Origin of the sequence: Agarivorans aestuarii (assembly GCF_019670125.1) — a bacterium.
GTDB classification, from domain to species: Bacteria; Pseudomonadota; Gammaproteobacteria; order Enterobacterales; family Celerinatantimonadaceae; genus Agarivorans; species Agarivorans aestuarii.
Genome location: NZ_AP023033.1, coordinates 3,856,382 through 3,870,598 on the forward strand (window position 1 = coordinate 3,856,382; position 14,217 = coordinate 3,870,598).

The 14,217-nt window shown below is 44.2% G+C and carries 15 protein-coding genes; 10 read left to right on the forward strand and 5 right to left on the reverse strand.

The annotated features are described in order from the left end of the window. Position 1: 1 nt before the first annotated feature. Positions 2 to 553: a cytochrome b gene (locus K5609_RS17870; protein WP_221074822.1), complete on the reverse strand. Its 552-nt coding sequence runs from the start codon at positions 551 to 553 to the stop codon at positions 2 to 4. Positions 554 to 999: 446 nt separating this feature from the next. On the opposite strand from K5609_RS17870, the gene K5609_RS17875 reads away from it, so the two are divergent. Both K5609_RS17875 and K5609_RS17880 read left to right on the forward strand, forming a co-directional pair. Beyond that, positions 1,000 to 1,167 (forward strand): PA3496 family putative envelope integrity protein, encoded by a 168-nt coding sequence (locus K5609_RS17875; RefSeq protein ID WP_221074823.1) that lies wholly within the window; start codon positions 1,000 to 1,002, stop codon positions 1,165 to 1,167. A 72-nt stretch (positions 1,168 to 1,239) separates the two neighbouring features. Next, on the forward strand, positions 1,240 to 1,653 hold the full coding sequence (locus K5609_RS17880) for a VOC family protein (RefSeq protein WP_221074824.1): 414 nt from the start codon (positions 1,240 to 1,242) through the stop codon (positions 1,651 to 1,653). A 17-nt stretch (positions 1,654 to 1,670) separates the two neighbouring features. Here K5609_RS17880 and K5609_RS17885 read toward each other — a convergent pair whose 3' ends face one another. Then, positions 1,671 to 2,102 carry a DUF3859 domain-containing protein gene (locus K5609_RS17885; RefSeq protein ID WP_221074825.1) on the reverse strand — a complete coding sequence of 144 codons (432 nt, stop codon included), beginning with the start codon at positions 2,100 to 2,102 and terminating at the stop codon, positions 1,671 to 1,673. A 170-nt stretch (positions 2,103 to 2,272) separates the two neighbouring features. Between K5609_RS17885 and K5609_RS17890 the strand changes: the two genes are divergently transcribed. After that, positions 2,273 to 2,722, forward strand: a complete 450-nt coding sequence (locus K5609_RS17890) for a DUF2059 domain-containing protein (RefSeq protein ID WP_221074826.1) — start codon at positions 2,273 to 2,275, stop codon at positions 2,720 to 2,722. A gap of 56 nt (positions 2,723 to 2,778) precedes the next feature. Here the strand turns inward: K5609_RS17890 and K5609_RS17895 are convergent, their stop codons facing one another. Beyond that, positions 2,779 to 3,432: a 7-cyano-7-deazaguanine/7-aminomethyl-7-deazaguanine transporter gene (locus tag K5609_RS17895; protein WP_221074827.1), complete on the reverse strand. Its 654-nt coding sequence runs from the start codon at positions 3,430 to 3,432 to the stop codon at positions 2,779 to 2,781. Between the two features lie 311 nt (positions 3,433 to 3,743). Between K5609_RS17895 and K5609_RS17900 the strand changes: the two genes are divergently transcribed. The 6 genes from K5609_RS17900 (at position 3,744) to K5609_RS17925 (ending at position 12,047) form a co-directional block, all read left to right on the forward strand. Beyond that, entirely contained in the window at positions 3,744 to 7,463 is a 3,720-nt protein-coding gene (locus K5609_RS17900) for an ATP-binding protein (protein ID WP_221074828.1), read from the forward strand. Then, a complete protein-coding gene (locus K5609_RS17905; RefSeq protein WP_221074829.1) occupies positions 7,460 to 8,119 on the forward strand; it encodes a condensin complex protein MksE in 660 nt (219 codons plus the stop codon). Before K5609_RS17900 ends, K5609_RS17905 begins: the two co-directional genes overlap by 4 nt. Continuing rightward, positions 8,116 to 9,330, forward strand: coding sequence for a phosphoenolpyruvate carboxylase (locus tag K5609_RS17910; protein WP_221074830.1), 1,215 nt, complete (start codon positions 8,116 to 8,118; stop codon positions 9,328 to 9,330). Before K5609_RS17905 ends, K5609_RS17910 begins: the two co-directional genes overlap by 4 nt. After that, positions 9,330 to 10,205, forward strand: coding sequence for a DUF7281 domain-containing protein (locus K5609_RS17915; protein WP_221074831.1), 876 nt, complete (start codon positions 9,330 to 9,332; stop codon positions 10,203 to 10,205). The genes K5609_RS17910 and K5609_RS17915 overlap by 1 nt, the downstream gene beginning before the upstream one ends. Positions 10,206 to 10,325: 120 nt before the next feature. Next, the gene (locus tag K5609_RS17920) at positions 10,326 to 11,006 is read left to right on the forward strand and encodes a MaoC family dehydratase (RefSeq protein WP_163133204.1); all 681 of its coding nucleotides are present in this window, start codon (positions 10,326 to 10,328) and stop codon (positions 11,004 to 11,006) included. Between the two features lie 54 nt (positions 11,007 to 11,060). Next, positions 11,061 to 12,047, forward strand: coding sequence for a carboxylesterase family protein (locus K5609_RS17925; RefSeq protein WP_221074832.1), 987 nt, complete (start codon positions 11,061 to 11,063; stop codon positions 12,045 to 12,047). 4 nt (positions 12,048 to 12,051) lie between these two features. On the opposite strand, the gene K5609_RS17930 is transcribed toward K5609_RS17925, so the two are convergent. After that, on the reverse strand, positions 12,052 to 12,393 hold the full coding sequence (locus tag K5609_RS17930; protein ID WP_221074833.1) for a 5-carboxymethyl-2-hydroxymuconate Delta-isomerase: 342 nt from the start codon (positions 12,391 to 12,393) through the stop codon (positions 12,052 to 12,054). Between the two features lie 183 nt (positions 12,394 to 12,576). Here K5609_RS17930 and K5609_RS17935 point away from each other — a divergent pair, with 183 nt between their 5' ends. Next, positions 12,577 to 13,182 (forward strand): acetate uptake transporter, encoded by a 606-nt coding sequence (locus K5609_RS17935; RefSeq protein WP_221074834.1) that lies wholly within the window; start codon positions 12,577 to 12,579, stop codon positions 13,180 to 13,182. On the opposite strand, the gene K5609_RS17940 is transcribed toward K5609_RS17935, so the two are convergent. After that, complete coding sequence (locus tag K5609_RS17940; RefSeq protein ID WP_221074835.1) at positions 13,115 to 14,065, reverse strand: DUF6279 family lipoprotein; 951 nt, start codon at positions 14,063 to 14,065, stop codon at positions 13,115 to 13,117. The genes K5609_RS17935 and K5609_RS17940 overlap by 68 nt on opposite strands. Positions 14,066 to 14,217 lie beyond the last annotated feature (152 nt).

A 14,217-nucleotide genomic window follows, 5' to 3' on the forward strand; every position in this document is an offset into this window, starting at 1 on the left:
GTTATTTAGTCGACTTAAGCATTCGAACTAAGGTGTTATCTTTGTCTATAAAGTGATGTTTTAGCGCAGCAAAGGCATGGCCAGCAGCCAATACAATTAATGCCCAAGCCAAAATTTCATGAATATCGCCGGCCAGCTCTTCTTGCTGAGCAATACCGGTAATTGTGGCGGGCACTTCAAACAATTCAAACACCACAATGGCACGTCCATCTGCGGTAGAAATGAGGTAACCCGAAACCATTAAACAAAATAATAGTGTGTAAAGTAGCCAGTGGCCGACCTTAGCTCCTTGCTTCTCCCAAGTTTTATGGTTTGCAGGAGACTCTGGATGCGGATTCAGCGCTCGCCAAACCAATCGAAATACCATCAACATAAACAGCAGTATTCCGACACTTTTGTGTATCATTGGCGCGGTTTGATACCAACTAGAGTAGTAGTTTAAATCAACCATAAATAACCCTAGCCCAAACAAAGCAAAAACACTTAATGCCACCAACCAATGAATAACAATCGCTACCCATCCGTAAGCTTGTTTGGTATTGCGAATACTCACTACATCCTCCAGATTTCATCTGATATCACTTCATGAAACTAGCTTGGCTTAAATCATTAATGAAAAAAATTGAATTTTATGTGAAAAACCATTCGAACAATTAGAAAGAAAACCGCTCAAAGTTTTATTTCACTCTCAAAAAAGCAATAAAAAATCAGTAAAAGATCTTAGGTTATTTTTACTTTTAGGCTTATAGCATAGTGCTAAATAAGTCCCAAAAGCGCCTTAAAAACCAAGATTTAATCGGCTACGTGTAAACTTGCTCAACAGCTGTACCACATGGTGTTTAGCGCAAGCTTGCGTAACATTACGGTAACAAAATATTCATTTTACCTACTATACTTTTTACTGCACATTTTGCGTGTCTCGCAGCCGCGAGAAGAAAACAAGTTGGGCTTAACACTCTAGGTATGTTGGCCCAATAAAGTAAGGCTTGGAGTAGGCTTATGAAACGATCACGCTTTGATGATATGGACGAATGGGATGAAGAAGACCTGGTCCATAACGCAAGAAGTCATAAAAACCAGCGGGACAAAGCACGTGCTCGTCGCCGCATCGACGAATACAACGAGCGAAAACAATTAGAACGCTACATAGACGAAGACTATAACTAGTCACAGTAATCGCGAAGGGGGGAGTGTTGGCGCTTCCCCCTTTCTATTTCCATCGTAACAAGGTTTTTAGCTATGCAAGTCATTATTCCTTACCTTAATTTTTCAGGTAAAGCCGAACAAGCTTTGGCTTTTTATCAGCACTGCTTTGAAGGCGAAGTTATTGCCTTAATGCGCTTTAGCGATAATCAAACCGACATGCCCATCCCTGACGAATTGTTGAATAAAGTGATGCATTGTCACTTCAAGGCTGGAGAGCTAGAGTTTATGGCGTCCGACGGCATGCCCGGCGAACAATTAAAAAGCGCGGGCAATATAGAACTTAATTTGAACTTTTCTGATTTAGCTGAACAGCAGCAAGTATTTGAGAAATTGTCAGAAAACGGCAGTATTACCATGGGCTTGCAAGATACCTTTTGGCAAGCACGTTTTGCTAGAATTTGCGACCAGTTTGGCATCAACTGGATGCTAAATTGCCCTCTTAACTAAAAAGTCGATGATGTTACTCACATGCCTCGCTTGCGGAAAAACTGCGCGGGGTCACCGGGGCTCTCTTGGTACAACTCAAACGACTTCTCAGCAATTATCTCTCCAGCTAATTCAATGGTCATGCGCCAAGTACCAAGCTTATTGCTCACCGGCGCCCAAATGGTATCCCCCAAATAGAAATCCCAATCGTTACTACGTATATACTCTTCGCCATCAAAAGGCGCCATAACCTCGCCATTTTCATCTGGGATATTTGGGTGGTAGATGCAATAGCGAACCTTCTGGCCTTTGGCTTTCTTAATATTAATAATCAAGCCGAACTCAACATCTATTTGAGCTTCAACTTGAGTGGTAAATTGGCTAACCTGCGGCAGGGCTTTAGCATCGCTATCCCATTTATTGTAAATGCCGTAGCTGTGTAACTTAACTTGGGGTTTTGCCTTCGCCATTACCGTAAAACTCACCTTATTGAACCTATAAGTTCGCTATTTTACTTTGAGCTAGCTTTATCTGCCATTACAATCCTTTCCCCCGCTTTACTTAAGGTGTAGGCTAAAAGCATAAATGAATCATAGCTTGGCCTTTAAGCCACCAGCTAAATCTTCTCAAGGATGAACCTATGAAAAAGCTACTGACAGCAGCCCTTGTTTTTGCCAGTTGTTCACTTCAAGCTGCACCAATTAATGAATTATTGGAACTTAACGACAGCGAACTGCAAATGCAGATGATTCGTAACAATCTCAATCAGGCGCTCATTCGCCAAAACCCTCCTTTAAAGAACTTTCAACCAGTACTTGAGGAGTGGGCCAATACCTACCTGACTTGGGAAGAGATGAAGCCTAAAATTGCCGAAGTGTATCTAAAGCATTTTACGGATGAAGAGTTAGAGCAGTTAGTGGCTTTTTACAAAACCCCGGTAGGCAAAAAAAGCCAAGAGCTTAACGCCACTTTAATTCGTGAAACCGCCTTAGCCAGCGCATTAGTAGCCAAAGGGCATCACAAATCATTGGAAGATATGCTACAGCAAGCTGCCGCTCAACATAAGCAAAACGCCGAAGGCAATCAATAACTTGCGGTTTAGTGGTAATGCCAGTATTTGATAAACAGGCATTACCACTTATAGCCTTAAGCGATAGCGCTACTTGGTTTTAAACGACGTTGTAAAAAGTGCAACAACATACCGTAAAGTGGCACGAATAAGGCTAAGTTCACCGCTAATTTAAAGCCATAATCCACCCAGGCTATTTCTACCCAATGCTCAGCCATAAAGGCGTCACTACTGGCATAAAACGCCACCGCAAAAAATAACAAAGTATCCACTAAGTTACCAAATACGCTGGAACCCGCAGGCGCTACCCACCAGTATTTCAACTGGCGTAAACGATCAAATACTTTTACGTCTAGCAGTTGTCCCACCGAGTAAGCTAAAAAGCTGGCTAAGGCAATACGCGCCACAAAGCCATTCCAAGCCAGTAAGCCGCTCAAGCCTTGGTATTCACCTTGGTAAAACAGCACCGACACCAAGTAGCTCACCAGCAAGGCTGGCAGCATTGCGGTAAAAATGATTTTGCGTGCTCGCGACGCACCGAACAAACGCACGGTTAAGTCAGTAGCTAAGAAAATAAAGGGAAAAGTAAATGCGCCCCAAGTGGTGTGAAAACCAAATACCGTGAAGGGCAATTGCACCAAGTAATTGCTGGCAGCAATAGTAACGATATGAAATAAAGCGAGAATAACCACACTGCGGCGCTCGGCCTCAGTTAATTGTAAAAACCACATAATAGAACAACCTATCTTTTTGTTAATTGGGGGTGAGAGAACCCAAGGGCGGCGGAGTATTCCACAACTTATTGCTAACTGCAATAGCTAAACGATTAGTCAAGAAATCCTGCGTTTTTGATTTTTTTGGTGATAACTAACAGTTTTTGAGCAAACACACCTATCAAGGCTTCGCTCACTGTCAGTTCTTAGTTAAACTGAGCCATTACCCTGCCCGCGCTCAAACCCACGATTGGTTTGTTCTCTCATCGTGGCAGCAGCACTTGCTACAGCAGTGAGTGCTAAGTTTAGCTAATTTAAAAGGAAGCACTTTGTCTGGCTTATTGCGGATCATCTTGATCGATACTCACCTTAAAGGTGTGGTAGAACTTAAACTCGACCAACACAGCAATATATGTGGTACTAACGCTTCAGGTAAAACCACATTACAGCGTCTTATTCCGGTGTTTTATGGCGAATATCCCAGCCGCGTAGTGCCAAGTACCCGCGATAGTTTCGAGCGTTGGTATCTGCCACGAGAAGCCAGCTACATCATTTATGAGTACCAGCAATATAACGGTCAAGTTGCCCAAGTGGTGTTGTCTTCTGGTCGCGAAGACCAGGGGGTTAAGTATCGCTTTATCGGCAAGCCTTTTGAGCTAAGCGATTTTGTGGATAAACAAGATGAACAAGGTACCTGGTTTTTGGCTCCCGCTAAACTGGGCCAAAAACTTAAAAAGCAAGAGTTCAACGGCGCTGCCCTAGCCACTACCCGCTTTCTTAATACCAGAGAATTTCGTGCAATTATTCAAAACGATCGCAGCTTACAAAATGCCGGCGACAGCGATTTGAAAGCTTTTGCTCGCCAGTTTTCTATGTGCGATCCAAAGCATGGCCTGCGCCACATTGAAAAATTGGCCAAAGCAGTGCACTCCAAAGAAGGCAAAATGGAAACCATCAAATCGATGATTGCCGCCATTTTGGAAGAAGAAGGCGTTACCTTAAAACCAACTTGGGTAGATGCCAATAAAGCGCAAGCGTGGATCCAAGAAACCCGTTTAATCCAGCAGTTCGAAGCGATTCGCCCTAAGTTCGTAAAACTAGAGCAAATCAACCAACAACTGCTTGGCAGCGAAGCTCAGTTAAACCAGCTAGATAAAAACCTACAAGGCGATGAAGCGGAGCTATTTTCCCAAAGTGAACATAGCCAACGCCAGCTTAACCAATTAAAACAACAGTTAAGCGAACTAGAGCAAGAGTGGCAGAATCAACGCGAACAGCTTAACCAAGCTGTCTCTAGTGCCAATGCCGATGTTTCTAGTTTCGACAAGCAACTTAACCACATCGAAGACGATTACCAAGCTTGGCAAGATAAAAATATCGAGCAAGCACTTAGCGGGGTTGAGCAGCTACCACTTTGGCGTGAGCAAGTGCGAGAAGTTAGCGAACGCCACCAGCTGCTCACCGAGCAACACAGCGATATAGAAGCTCACTTCAACCAACGCAAGAGCGAAATCAACGAGCAGCTAAACTCGGCATTAAACAAACTGCATAAAAACAAAGATCAGCTGCAGCAACAGCTCAACCAAGAGAAACAACAGCAACAAGCTGAGCTAAATAACGAACAACAGCAGCAACAAAAGCAAATTAACCAAGTTGAGCAAAGCTTCCAACAACAGCAGCATAAAAATCAGCTAGAACTGGCGCAGCTAGAGGCCGGCACCCTGCAAATGGGCTATACCGAAGAAGAAAGCCGCCAGCTTAATATCATGGATAATCGTCTCGACGAGGCCAACCAGCAGCAACAGTTGTTATCTGCGCAAGTACGCCAACACAACGAACAATTGCACAGCCTAAAGCAGCAGCGCCAACAAGCCGACCAAATCTTAGCCAACGCCAGCCAACAATCTCGCCAGCTAGAACAAAAGCTAAGTGGGCTAAAAGACAGCTTGCAACCGGCCGATGGCAGCCTACTGGCGCACTTACGTAGCGAGCACCCACAGTGGGAGCAAAGCATTGGTAAGTTAATTAATCCTGAGCTGCTCAATCGTCGTGATTTAAAACCTCATAGCGAAACCAACCATCAAAGCGTATTTGGTTTAGCCTTAGATTTAAAAGCCATCGATGCCCCAGAATGTGCGGCTACCGAAGAGCAAATCAAACAGCATATTGAGCAAATTCAGCAAAGCGTTAACGAGGCGCAGAAACAGCTTAAACAAGCCGAACTTGACTTAAGTGACGCCAACAAAGCCGTGCAGCAGCAAGATTTGTCAGTTGCCGAAGCTACAGCGGCTCACCACAACAGTGAAGATCAACTCAAACGTCTACAAGAAGAAAAACAGCTACTCAAAGAAAGCTTTTCTAGCGCACTTAAACAGCGCCAAAGCGTGGGACTAGAAAAACAAACTAAGCTGAAAACCTATTTAGACAATGCGCAAACACAGCATCAAGAATACCTAGACGAGTTACGCGAACAACACCAAGAAGCCAAGCTAGAAAAAATGGCCTGGTGGGAAGAAAAGATTGATGCGCTAGCCTTGCAACTAAGCCAAGCTCAAGACGCTATTAGCAATCGCCAAAAACAAGCGAAAGAAGCGCTAAAACAGTCGGAACAATGGTATCGCGGCGAGCTGCAGGCACAGGGCTTAGATGACCAGCTAATTGTTGATTTAGCCAAGCAAAAACGCCAACTTAATCAACAAATTCAAGACGCCGAGCAGTACCGTGATGAAGTAAGCGAATACAAAATTTGGCATCAACAAGTGTGGCTAAACCAAAAACCACAGCTTAACGATGCCCTTGCCAATGCTCGCCAAGCACAAAGTAGTGCTAAGCAAGCCCTTAACGAGCAACTGGCTCACTTCAAACAGCAGCGAGATAGCCAACAAGCTGAGCTAAGCAAGCTTAAGCAAGTGCTAGAACAGCTACAGCAACAATATAGCCAAACTCAAAACCTGTTGCGAAAAATCAAACAATTGGCTTTACCCAAACAAAACCAAGCAGACCAAACAGCAGAAGCTGCCGGTACACCCGCCGAGCGAGCCCGCCAAGCCGAGCAGCAAATTGTGCAGCGTAACCAGCAGCTTGAGCAAGTTAATGAATCAGTTCGCCATTTTGATAGCTTATTAGCGCAACAAGCTGGCTCAGACTTAAGCGAAACTTGGGAGCGTTCGCGTGCCGCATGCCGGCGCACCAACGAAGAAGGAGAAAGCACCCTCGCCTACCGTGAGTTAGTGCCACACCTATCTGAACTGTTAAACGGTTTAGTGCCGCAAAAAGTACAAGGCCTAATCGACCACGGTCGCAACCTAGGCATGAGCATTAGCAGCTTCTACCAAAACTTAAGCGACATTGACCAACGAATTTTGAGCCAAAGCCGCCGTATTACCCGCGAAATTGGTGAAGACTTAAGCCTAGATGGCGTATCTGATTCAGCAGTAAAAATTCGCTCTAAGATTAGCGAACTAGAGTTTTGGGACGAACTAAAAGCCTTTGTAGATAACTTCCAAGCTTGGCAGCAGCAAGGCTTTAATCAATTGCCCGACGAAGACTACGCCACCAGCATGCGGGTAGCCCTAGATATTATTGGTCGCAGCGCACTTAAAGAAGGGGTATCTCGGTTATTGCTGATTGAGCTAACCCTGCGCGAGGGCAATAGCGACCTAGTGATCCGCACCGATCGCCAGCTTAATGAATCCAGTAGCCACGGCATGGCCTACTTGATTTTGTGTAAGTTCTTATTGGCCTTTACCCGCTTATTGCGTGGCAATGCCGATACTTACATTCACTGGCCAATTGATGAATTAGGCACCTTGCACCAAAGCAACGTGAAGAAGATCTTTGATGCCTGTGACCATAACCAAATTCGCATACTGGGGGCTTTTCCTAACCCAGAATCTGAAGTATTGGACTTGTTCACCCACCGCTACATCATTAACCGTGACAAGCGCCAACTGCAAGTTGTGCAGCCGCGAATTAATCCTTTACAAGAAAAGCTAAAAGCAGCCCAAGCGGCCAAAGCCAGTACTAAACAAGCGGAGGCTGAGCTATGAGTAAGTTAAGCGCCACCGGCATGAGCGAAACCGGGCGGATTTTAGAAGCCCTGTTAAGTGGCCAATTTATCTGCCAAGTGAGTGACGAAGATGGTTTTCACTATTTAGCCGAAGAAGCTAACCGCGAGCGCATCGACAGCCACTTACATGTGCTTAATCGTCGCCTTGCCAGTGCTTGTGAAGGCGAACTGTATTTTTGCGCCTATCGCGAGCTAGGTGACAATGAACACAAAGTGATAAGCCAGCAATTTAGCGAAATAGCAGGTAGCTTACTGCCGCTCACCGAGTGGTTAATTCTCAGCCAAGAAGCACAAGGCCAAGATAGCCCTATTAGTGCCGGAGTGGCGCTGCGTTTAAGCGAGTTGCAAACCGTGGTGGAAGACACCCCAGCGCTGCGTGAACAACTGGCAAAAATATCTCAATACAAGTTGTTTGGCTCAACCAGTAGCCAAGTAGATGGCCAACTTAAGCAAGTGTTTAAGCGCCTATGTGAACAAGGCTATTTAGTTCGACCAAACCAAGAAAAACAGATCTATATTGCCACAGCTAAAGTGGATTACATTTTTGAAGTCATTAGCTTTATTGATGAAGCCGAAGGTCTAGGCTTAGAACAACAAGCCATGGATGCCATTGGCCAGCAGGAGCCCTTACTGTGAACCAACATTTGCAACAAGCTGGCTTAAAGCTATTTAAGCTGCTTGCGCGTCATGGCGAAAGCCTGATGCATGCTTACGTTAACGGCAAGCTAGATGAAAGTAAGCTAGACAGTAAACAGATTGATGCTTTACTCAAAGCTGGCGTTATTTGGCGTCCATCAGCCGACGAAGGTTTGCATTTAAGTTCTAACCTGCGCTCATTATTGGAAGAAGCCTTAAGTGATACAAGAAATCGGCAAATTGATTCTAATGTTGGCTCGCGCTTAGAAACTATTAGAACCTTGGCAGCACACTACAAAGAAGCCTTACATATTGGCGATTTAGCCGCTGCCGACGTTTACCTCAGCGATTTAAGCGAACACAGCTACAGCCTCACCGAAAGCCTGCGCCATAGCTCGCGGGTATTGTGGAGCCGAATCAACAATGAGTTTGGTTATGTGCCCAGCTTAAGCGCCAAAATTCGTGAAAATGAACTAGCTCAGCAGCAAGTAAGCGAACTGCTCAATAGCCTTGCCTTATTAAACTTTGATACTTTGAGCCAAATAGCTGGCGATATTCGCGAGCTTCGCCGGATCTTGGTGTTGAACCTAAGCCAAGCGGTTTACGACTGCACCCAAGAGCTAGCAGTTGTGCAAACACGCCTACTCACCTTACTCGGCCGTTTTCGCGAGTTACGTGGTAAGTCTCGCCTGCTTAAAGGTTTGCAGCTATTTCATGCTCAGCATCCCGACTTCAGCCCGAAAGACCCAACGCAACAACTCGATGTAGCAAGCTTATTTAACCAAGCACCTGCACTGCTATCCAAGGCCAGTGTTGATATTCACAATAGCGAACATGAACACGACTTATTGCTATCGCTTAGCCAGCTCAAATTGCAACGTCACACTAAAGTTAGTGAAACCGACACCGAACATGCGGTTTCTCTAGAAGGCGCCGAAGAGTTTGCCCTGCAAGAGCAAAAGATTAAACAAGATGTAGAGAACTACCTGTTGGGCGTAATAGAAAGTGCTGCGGGCCAAACGGCCTTAGAGTACTATCAAGAACAGCACTTGGAATGGGATGCCGAAGCTTGGTTATACCAAGTATGGGGCAGCTACCATGCTCTGCCAGAAGAACAGCGTGACTACTTTGCGCTAGACCCCATTGAAGACCCACACCCAATCTTTAGCGGCAATCGGATTGTTCGCGATTTACAGGTATGGTTACGTTAATGAGGCTTAATAAAGTCCAATGTAATTTGCTACAAAAAGCCTACCACAGTAACGTAGCGAGTATTAACCTTGGCAAAAAAGGAACAATAAGCAGCAACTGGAAAACTATTATAAACGCTTTAGATCTTAGTGACTGGGTTTACCAAAACAGTCTAAATTTAGATTTTGCCAAACGAGAAGAATTATACCAGTTATCTAAGGATATTCTGGGGTTAGACTTAAATCTAGACTTACATAGCAGTGACCGAAAGCTTGCAAGCCAAAAAGCTGGTGATGATAAGTTAGCAGGTATTAAACCAAATGATAACTTCTTGCTAAGCAAGCAACTGCACCATGGCAGTGCTCCAAGCTTATTATTTTACTCTAGCGACCAATTAGCCACCCGATGTCCAATAGACTCGCTAAACCTAAGCCTGTTAGATGCAGTAATCGTGGTTGAAAACTTGCTAGCATTTGATGCAATTGAACAGTTCAAACTACCCACTCTACCTAGCAATACTCTAGTTGTGTATCGCGGCGATGCTCAGCACTCACCAAAAGCCGTAAAAACACTTATAAACAAACTACCCAGCTCTGTGATGCTAATAGCGTTTACAGATTTCGATCCTGCTGGCTTTTTGATCGCAATTAACACAGGGCACCAAATACATGCCCTAATGCCTAAGTTATCTCCTGAGTTAATCAAACAAGCTAGCTCAGCGGCAAAGAGAGCTGATTTTATAAAGCAATATAAACAAACTGAGGCATTAGATAAAAATAACGAGCAACTAGGTGGCTGGTTAAAACATTGGAACGAGAACAAAAAAATAGCCACTAGTATTAGCCAAGAACTCATGCTCAATCAAAATGCCAAATTAGAGCTAGTTGCTCTATAATACACGGCCGCCTATATTTAATTACAAGCACTTACGTTTAAGATACAGAAATATTTGACTGACTAATTCATTATTTTAGAATATGCCAAATGTTGGGCCGGGACGCATTAGAGAGTAGATATGAAAGTAGTTGATTTTATTAAGAAAAAGCGTGAAATGCTAGCCCAAAACCCATTCGAACTAAAAGATTGGTTGTCTCCAGCTATTCGCGATCACTGGATTGAATTTCTAAATAAAGCCCATGATAGTCAATTAGTTAACTGGGTAAGAGAGCATCAATTAAGTTCCAATGGTGAGCAACAAGCCAGCTTTAAAGAAACCATAGAGCTACATCCTAAAGCTGAAGCCTTATTAGAAGAGCTGTCGATGCAGCTGGGTGAAGAGATTCACATTGGTGATTGGCTCAATGTTACCCAAGAGCGAATTAACCAATTTGCTGATGTCACTAAAGATCACCAATGGCTACATACCGATCCGCAGCGCGCCGCAGAAGAGTCTCCCTTTAAAACCACCATTGCCCATGGTTTTTTAACCTTGTCCTTATTGCCAGCACTTACCGAGAGTGTCGACCCAGACAAGCCACTTTATCCATCGGCAAAAATGATGGTGAATTACGGCATCAACCAAGTTCGTTTCCCTTATCCAGTTAAGGTAAATAACCGGATTAGAGCTCGCACCCGCTTAACCAAAGTGATCCCGATTAAGCGAGGCTTAGAGCTAGTAAAAGAAATTACCGTAGAAATTGAGGGCTGTCGTCGCCCAGCTTGTGTGGTGGAATCGGTGGTTCGTCTCTATTTTTAATTGCCACAACTCGCTATGATGGTTCACGTTAGGGTTTAGTTAAAGGAACTTAACGTGAACACAGCGCATTCTCATTCCATCTCTGTTCAGCAGCATACCCATTTAGATAAGCCTTCCTACCAGTATTTACTGAGTCAGCCAAGCACGCTCGATAGCGATAAGCTCTACCCTTTGGTGCTGTTTCTGCACGGTCGAGGGGAAATTGGCGGTGAAATAGAAATGCTGCTCAATTTTGGCCCCAATAGCTACTTACAACACCATCACCTAGACGCTATTTGTATTAGCCCACATGTACCAGAAGCCCGTGATGGCTGGGCTATAGCCGAGCTAATTAGCTTGCTCGATCAAATAGAGCAGCAGTTTCCTATCGATAAACAGCGAATTTATTTAAGCGGTTTAAGCATGGGCGGATTTGGGGTGACCAATTTAGCCTTAGCCCAGCCACAGCGTTTTGCAGCCTTAAGTGTATTGGCGGCGGGTGACCCAAATCGCTTGGCACCGTGGTCATTAAACTTACCGCCTCGCCCCGTTTGCGAAGAGCTATACCAACGCCTTAACCAGCTGCCAATTTGGTTAGCTCACGGCTTAAAAGACTCAGTAATTCCAGCAGAATTTTCGGTAGAGCTAGCAAATAAGCTCGGTCAAATGGAGCGTCAAGCTCAGCTACAAAGTACTTGGTATCCGCAGCATGAGCATAATATTTGGGATGATTTTTATGCCACCAATAGCTTTTGGACGTGGCTATTTGAACAAACTAATCCAGCACCTAAAAGTGAGCGACAAAGTTTGCAAGATTTAAGTCACCTCGCTGGTGACTACGGTAACCAGCATGACTATGTCAGCATTAGTTATTGTGAAAAGCAGGGGCTTAAGTTGCTCTGTAAAGATTTACAAGACAACGAGCTCAGCTTCACTCTTTATCCGGTGACCAAAGATCTACTGTTTTGTGAAATAGGTTGCTTACGCTTTATCGAGCAAGCCAAGCACACTCAGCTAGCCCTTACTCGCCTCACCCTACTAGATAAATTTGAGTTAGGTTAAACCGCTAACTAATTCGTTTTATGTAGCTCTCGCGCTGAATATCTAACACTTCAGCGCTAAGACTTTTAACCATGGGTAATTCTGCAGCTAATCCTTCTACTAGCGCAGTGGTTAAGGCTAGCTTTTGCTCAGTCGTTCTTCCGGAAAGAATGTGCAAACGAATATGTAAGAAGCTGTGATCGTCTAAACCACTCAATACATCTTGATATGCAATGGCTCGCAGCTTAATTGCCGCGGGCTCAAATTCACCGCTATTTTTCAGTAAATTAAAAGCCTTAGCTAAGATATCACTAATAGTAATTTGCTCACTCAAGTCTTGAGAATATTCAACAATACAATGCGGCATTTTTGGTACTTCACACATGCTAAAAATTTAAGCTTTACGATAGAAAAATTTATTTAGTAATACAATTTATAAAAACCAAGCTTTTGTTGATCTAGATCACACCTATCAAGTATGCTCGCTCAGATAATGCACGGCCCTTGGAGCACTGTGCTTTTTTTAACCTTTTATTTGGAATCATCTACTATGAGCAATACTACTACCGCTAACCCAGCCCCACTTGGATTGATGGGTTTCGGTATGACTACCGTGTTATTAAACATTCACAATGCCGGATTTTTTCCAATTGATGCAATGATTTTGGCTATGGGCATTTTCTACGGTGGTTTATCTCAAGTAATTGTAGGGATTATGTGCTTCAAACGCGGTGATACTTTTGGTACTACTGCCTTTACCTCTTACGGCTTATTCTGGTTAACTCTAGTCGGTTTGTTGGTACTACCTAAAATGGGCTTAGCCGAGCCGAGCCCGCATACCTTTATGGGCTGGTATTTAGCACTTTGGGGCTTGTTCACTGCATTCATGTTTGTGGGCTCATTACGTTACCCAACAGCTAAACAAGTAGTATTCGGCAGCTTGACCATTTTGTTTGCGCTATTGGCACTGCGCGATTTCACTGGCAGTGAATTGATTGGCACTATTGCTGGCTACGAAGGCATCTTCTGTGGTCTGTCGGCTATCTATTTTGCAATGGCCCAAGTGCTTAATGCTGAATATGGCCGTACTATTTTGCCTGTTGGTCGTCCAATGAAGTTTGAAGACAACAGTGCGCCACTAAAAGTGGCTGCGTAAACTTTAATTGCTTAACTAGCTTTGCCACCACAGCTGGCTTTGCAGGTTGTGGATTGTCTTCTATAAGTGATTGAAGATCTTCAATATAAGCGTCTATCTTAGCTAAGATATGACGCTTTTGTTGTTTATTGGCCAGGGCTAATATTTCGCTCATGCCTTGTGCCCACAATTGCCGATTATGATAGAAACGCTCGCTTAAGCCCGGCGGCCAGAGTGATTCTGAATTCACCATCAATACATAAAATTCTTGCTCAAAATTTTCCGACTTACTTTGTCCACTTAGAGAATAAGCCAGATATTGCTGCCAGCGACTTTGCACGTTATGCCAATCAGCGCGAGTATCAATTAGCTGCTTAGCCAACTGCTCTATCACCTGTTGTTGTTTAGGTGATACATCGCCAAGCCAGCGCTCAACACTGTTAGAGATGTGTTCAATACGGTAATCATAATGGCTTTGTTGACGGTCGCTATCTTCGCGTTGCTCAGCTAGCTTAGCCATAAAATCTGAAAGCTGCTGCGAAGAAGCAGTTTGTGCGAGCTGCGCTACATCAAGATACACATGACCAGCCAATACACGATAATGCTCTTGCCAAGCGTCAACTTGCTCTAATAATTGTTGTTGGCTAATACCACTATTGATTTGTGCATGAAACAGCTGTAGCTGGGCCAAGTATACCGGCAACTGTTCATGCCTATGCCATACCAGCCAGCTTTTTAACATGGGCTTAAAAGCTGCTTTTTGCTCGCTGTTCATTTCGATGTAATCATCGATGTACCAGTAAGCCAGCCAGTTAAGGTTGTTATACACAAAGCGCATACCACAGGCGCTCAGCAAGCCGCTGAGTATCAATATCAGTATCCATCTAAAAGGCTTCATTTGCATAACACCTCCTTTAATAAACAGACCCAAAGAACCGGAAATAGTTCTCACTCTGCAGCTATTTAATTATTAAGGCTTGTGAGATTAATTCAAGCGGAGTAGATTAGCCCTACTTGCAATGGTGGCGTGAAACCAAGCACGCAATGGATGGTTAA

What these genes read in the sequence shown, in the direction of transcription:
- K5609_RS17930 (WP_221074833.1), bottom strand. Translation starts at nt 12,393, where the DNA reads ATGCCGCATTGTATTGTTGAATATTCTCAAGACTTGAGTGAGCAAATT.
- K5609_RS17875 (WP_221074823.1), top strand. Translation starts at nt 1,000, where the DNA reads ATGAAACGATCACGCTTTGATGATATGGACGAATGGGATGAAGAAGAC.
- K5609_RS17905 (WP_221074829.1), top strand. Translation starts at nt 7,460, where the DNA reads ATGAGTAAGTTAAGCGCCACCGGCATGAGCGAAACCGGGCGGATTTTA.
- K5609_RS17935 (WP_221074834.1), top strand. Translation starts at nt 12,577, where the DNA reads ATGAGCAATACTACTACCGCTAACCCAGCCCCACTTGGATTGATGGGT.
- K5609_RS17895 (WP_221074827.1), bottom strand. Translation starts at nt 3,432, where the DNA reads ATGTGGTTTTTACAATTAACTGAGGCCGAGCGCCGCAGTGTGGTTATT.
- K5609_RS17880 (WP_221074824.1), top strand. Translation starts at nt 1,240, where the DNA reads ATGCAAGTCATTATTCCTTACCTTAATTTTTCAGGTAAAGCCGAACAA.
- K5609_RS17940 (WP_221074835.1), bottom strand. Translation starts at nt 14,065, where the DNA reads ATGCAAATGAAGCCTTTTAGATGGATACTGATATTGATACTCAGCGGC.
- K5609_RS17890 (WP_221074826.1), top strand. Translation starts at nt 2,273, where the DNA reads ATGAAAAAGCTACTGACAGCAGCCCTTGTTTTTGCCAGTTGTTCACTT.
- K5609_RS17885 (WP_221074825.1), bottom strand. Translation starts at nt 2,102, where the DNA reads ATGGCGAAGGCAAAACCCCAAGTTAAGTTACACAGCTACGGCATTTAC.
- K5609_RS17915 (WP_221074831.1), top strand. Translation starts at nt 9,330, where the DNA reads ATGAGGCTTAATAAAGTCCAATGTAATTTGCTACAAAAAGCCTACCAC.
- K5609_RS17920 (WP_163133204.1), top strand. Translation starts at nt 10,326, where the DNA reads ATGAAAGTAGTTGATTTTATTAAGAAAAAGCGTGAAATGCTAGCCCAA.